Here is a 3,140-nt window from a genome sequence, read left to right on the forward strand (position 1 = left end):
TTATGAGTTAGCTCTAGGGGGATTAAATTGAAAACCTTCTATTATAGCATAGATTTTTTTTGCAAGAGGTCTAATATTGACCTATGCTTCTCGTAACCAATCACACGAGAGGTAACTAAAACTCTGACTTTGGGATAGTCCCTGGTAAAATTGATAATATCAATAACTACATCTTCCCGTGTTCTATCATCCAGAATCTCATCTAATCCATCAAACATTACAACAGTTTGGCGATTTTTTAACCATTTATCTAATTCGTGTTTATTGAGAGTACCGCCGTTAACTCCACGTCCTTGATGAAGGTATTCTAAAAAGTTTGGTGCTTTTTCTAGATGGTCAATATAATTTCGTAGCTCAATGAGTAAAGGTAATTCTATTAAGGGTAAGCTAATTGCCTTAGCCGTCGCCCATTCTAATGCCTTATACTGTGTTAGAGTAGACTTACCAGAGCCTGGGCGACCGAGAATGACTGTATATTTGTAATCTTGTTCATGGCCGTTGATCAAATCTAAGATTGTAATAGGTTGTGGGCTACTCGTGTCTTCCTCAACATTTTGAGGCACAAATATATTCCATAGTTGCAGGCTGTAACTCCAACCGCTAGTATCTAAACTGTCTAACTTTAGTTTGCCATAAGCTTTTTTCAATCCCTCTTGATAACTAATCAAATTAAAATCCGGTGGAATCGGAAGACTTTGTTCGAGGCTTGTTTTAATTCCTGCCAAATTTTTTGAATCTAAAAGTTTCCGTAAATCCTCCGACTCCCCAAGGATAGCTTCTACTTTTCTAGAATAACGCTTGCCAACTTTTTGCCAGTTGAACTGATCAGGTAAACGCTGTAAATTGAGGTCATTCCATTTTCGTGCGAGTAATCCACAATCAAAAAAAGTTCCATCAGCAGCCGAAGTTGTTCCTAGTGCTTTACTGAAAGGTTGACCCAAAGTTTCTAATACCGATTTATCTTGCAGGAACTGGCTTAATGAATCTTGGTATTGCAGAATTGGAGGACGCTCAATTTGTGCATCATCATCTTCTGCATCTGCTAGTTCTTCCTGTACAATATATAAAAATTCTGTAATTCCTTTCCCGAAAGCAACTTTCAAGGGTTCTTCTTTCGCTAAACCTACCAAATCTTTAATAGACGCTTTAAAAAAATCTTTTACATAGTCTTCTAATGCTGACTGCCCCAGTTTAACCAGGACTTCTTGGAAAATAAACCCAACTAAGTTTGTTGCTCCCCACAATACTAACCACTCCATTGCCTGAGTCTCCCGCGCCTGGTTGCTTACATTCTCAGTATATAATATTCGAGGGGCGATCGCCTTTTCCCAACAACACACTCCTAGACTCCCTACCCAGCTATCAAGAAACCGGGTTTTTCACCAGTTAAAGGCTCTGATGCAGCGTTTTCGGGAAAAAACCCGGTTTCTGGACTCCCTACCAACCTTCATAACCGGGTTTTTTATCAGTTAAAGGCTCTGATGCAATATTTGTGGAAACAACCCGGTTTCTGAGTTCCCATGCGTAAATCCTATGTTAGTTAAAATAGGGAACAGCGCCGCTTCAAAGCAGCTTGCAAAAGAGTGTTGTACAGTTTTTCCTTAACAGTATAAGCTCCGAATCTTTCCAAGTGCGGATTGTTCATTTGAGCATCGAACATCAGATAAGATCGATCGCGCAATCTCTCCACCAACTTCACCATCGCCACCTTAGAACCCTCGGGAATTCGGTAAAACATCGACTCCCCAATAAACGCACCGCCTATAGACAATCCTAAAATACCACCCGCCAATTCGTCGCCGCACCAAGTCTCGAAGCTGTAAGCCCAACCGGCCTCATACAAACCCCAGTAAATCTTCTTGAGCTCCTTAGAAATCCAAGTCGTTTCGCGATCGGCACAACCCTCAACCACCGCCCCAAAATCGCGGTTCACAGCCACCGAAAATCGATTTTGATTGATTGGGCGACGCAGGGATTTCGGATAGGTAAATCTTTCATCTAGGGGAATCAGCGCCCGCTGACGGCTCGAATACCACCCCAAACTTTCCTCGCCGTCATTTGCCATCAAGAAATAGCCTTGCGCGTATCCTTGTATAATTGTCGGTATATCATATTGCATATATTTATCAGTTGTCATTTCTCAGTTAACTTTTCAAAGTCAACATTAGCAATTAGGAATAATCATGTCTGAAACCATTGAACCTATTACCTTACCGCCCGCCAAAAACCCCGAACAAGAAGGCCAATGGCTCCAACAAACGCTGCTGGCATGGCTAGACTCCGAGTTTATCCCAGAAGCAGCCAACCAGCAAATAGCTAAAAGAGCTGCCCAAATCTATGTCCGCCAGCGCATGGAAGGCGAAAATGACGTGGGCAGCCTCGTAATTGCGATCGTCACCGAAATGCAGGCCTATGATTTTTCTAAAAGCTTCTACGGCGAATTTGCGATCGCCAATGCCGTCAGCGACTTGTTACTCGAAAGTCTGGGCATCGATAAATGCTGTGGTCAGTGAAGCAAGAAGGAGGAAAATTTAACTCATAAGTCTGAAACAAAAATCAACCCCAAACCTAATCCTGCCGATTAATTGTGAGTTTTTTTCTTCCTTCTTCCTTCTTCCTGACATCCGTTACATCCGTTACAGAATCCGTTGCCGAACTTCCTTCTTCCTTCGTGCTACCAGCTAGACTTCACAACACCGGGCAAAAGACCTTCGTGAGCCATTTCTCGCATCATGTTGCGAGACAGTCCGAAGTCACGATAGTAACCTCTGGGTCGTCCAGTTGCCCAGCAGCGGTTCCGCAAGCGAGTCCGCGAACTGCTGCGGGGTAGCTGTTGTAGTTGGCGGTGAATCGCCATTTTGTCCATCTGATTGTTAGCTTGGTCAAACTGGTCTTTCAGGTCTTCCCGCTTGTCGGCGTACTTGTCTACGAGTCTCTGGCGCTTTTTCTCGCGCTCGACCATGCTCTTTTTAGCCATAATCTGTTGATATCCTTAGATAAATCACAATCTACTATTTTACTATATTTTTGTGATTTCGGATCGGTTTTATTTGAATTATTTCTTTTTTGAAATGCTCACCGTCCTAAAGGAGCGGTGATTCTTGACGCTTCATCGGGATTTGCTACCGAAGTAGTCTGAC

At 42.9% G+C, this 3,140-nt stretch carries 4 protein-coding genes; 1 reads left to right on the forward strand and 3 read right to left on the reverse strand.

Features of this window, described 5'->3' with window-relative positions; all coding sequences use genetic code 11:
- Positions 1-41: 41 nt before the first annotated feature.
- Together QUA74_RS29420 and aat are read right to left on the reverse strand one after the other, a co-directional pair.
- Positions 42-1,259: an NACHT domain-containing protein gene (locus QUA74_RS29420; protein ID WP_333336264.1), complete on the reverse strand. Its 1,218-nt coding sequence runs from the start codon at positions 1,257-1,259 to the stop codon at positions 42-44.
- 281 nt (positions 1,260-1,540) lie between these two features.
- Positions 1,541-2,137, reverse strand: coding sequence for a leucyl/phenylalanyl-tRNA--protein transferase (gene aat / locus QUA74_RS29425; protein WP_445302185.1), 597 nt, complete (start codon positions 2,135-2,137; stop codon positions 1,541-1,543).
- A gap of 46 nt (positions 2,138-2,183) precedes the next feature.
- Here aat and QUA74_RS29430 point away from each other — a divergent pair, with 46 nt between their 5' ends.
- The gene (locus QUA74_RS29430; RefSeq protein WP_190740107.1) at positions 2,184-2,513 is read left to right on the forward strand and encodes a hypothetical protein; all 330 of its coding nucleotides are present in this window, start codon (positions 2,184-2,186) and stop codon (positions 2,511-2,513) included.
- A gap of 161 nt (positions 2,514-2,674) precedes the next feature.
- Here QUA74_RS29430 and rpsN read toward each other — a convergent pair whose 3' ends face one another.
- Entirely contained in the window at positions 2,675-2,977 is a 303-nt protein-coding gene (gene rpsN / locus QUA74_RS29435; RefSeq protein ID WP_006633844.1) for a 30S ribosomal protein S14, read from the reverse strand.
- Positions 2,978-3,140 lie beyond the last annotated feature (163 nt).

The organism is Microcoleus sp. LAD1_D3 (assembly GCF_036702135.1).
Lineage (GTDB): Bacteria > Cyanobacteriota > Cyanobacteriia > Cyanobacteriales > Microcoleaceae > Microcoleus.

Coding starts and splice junctions, on each gene's coding strand:
- rpsN (WP_006633844.1), bottom strand. CDS start 2,977: ATGGCTAAAAAGAGCATGGTCGAGCGCGAGAAAAAGCGCCAGAGACTC.
- QUA74_RS29420 (WP_333336264.1), bottom strand. CDS start 1,259: ATGGAGTGGTTAGTATTGTGGGGAGCAACAAACTTAGTTGGGTTTATT.
- aat (WP_445302185.1), bottom strand. CDS start 2,137: ATGACAACTGATAAATATATGCAATATGATATACCGACAATTATACAA.
- QUA74_RS29430 (WP_190740107.1), top strand. CDS start 2,184: ATGTCTGAAACCATTGAACCTATTACCTTACCGCCCGCCAAAAACCCC.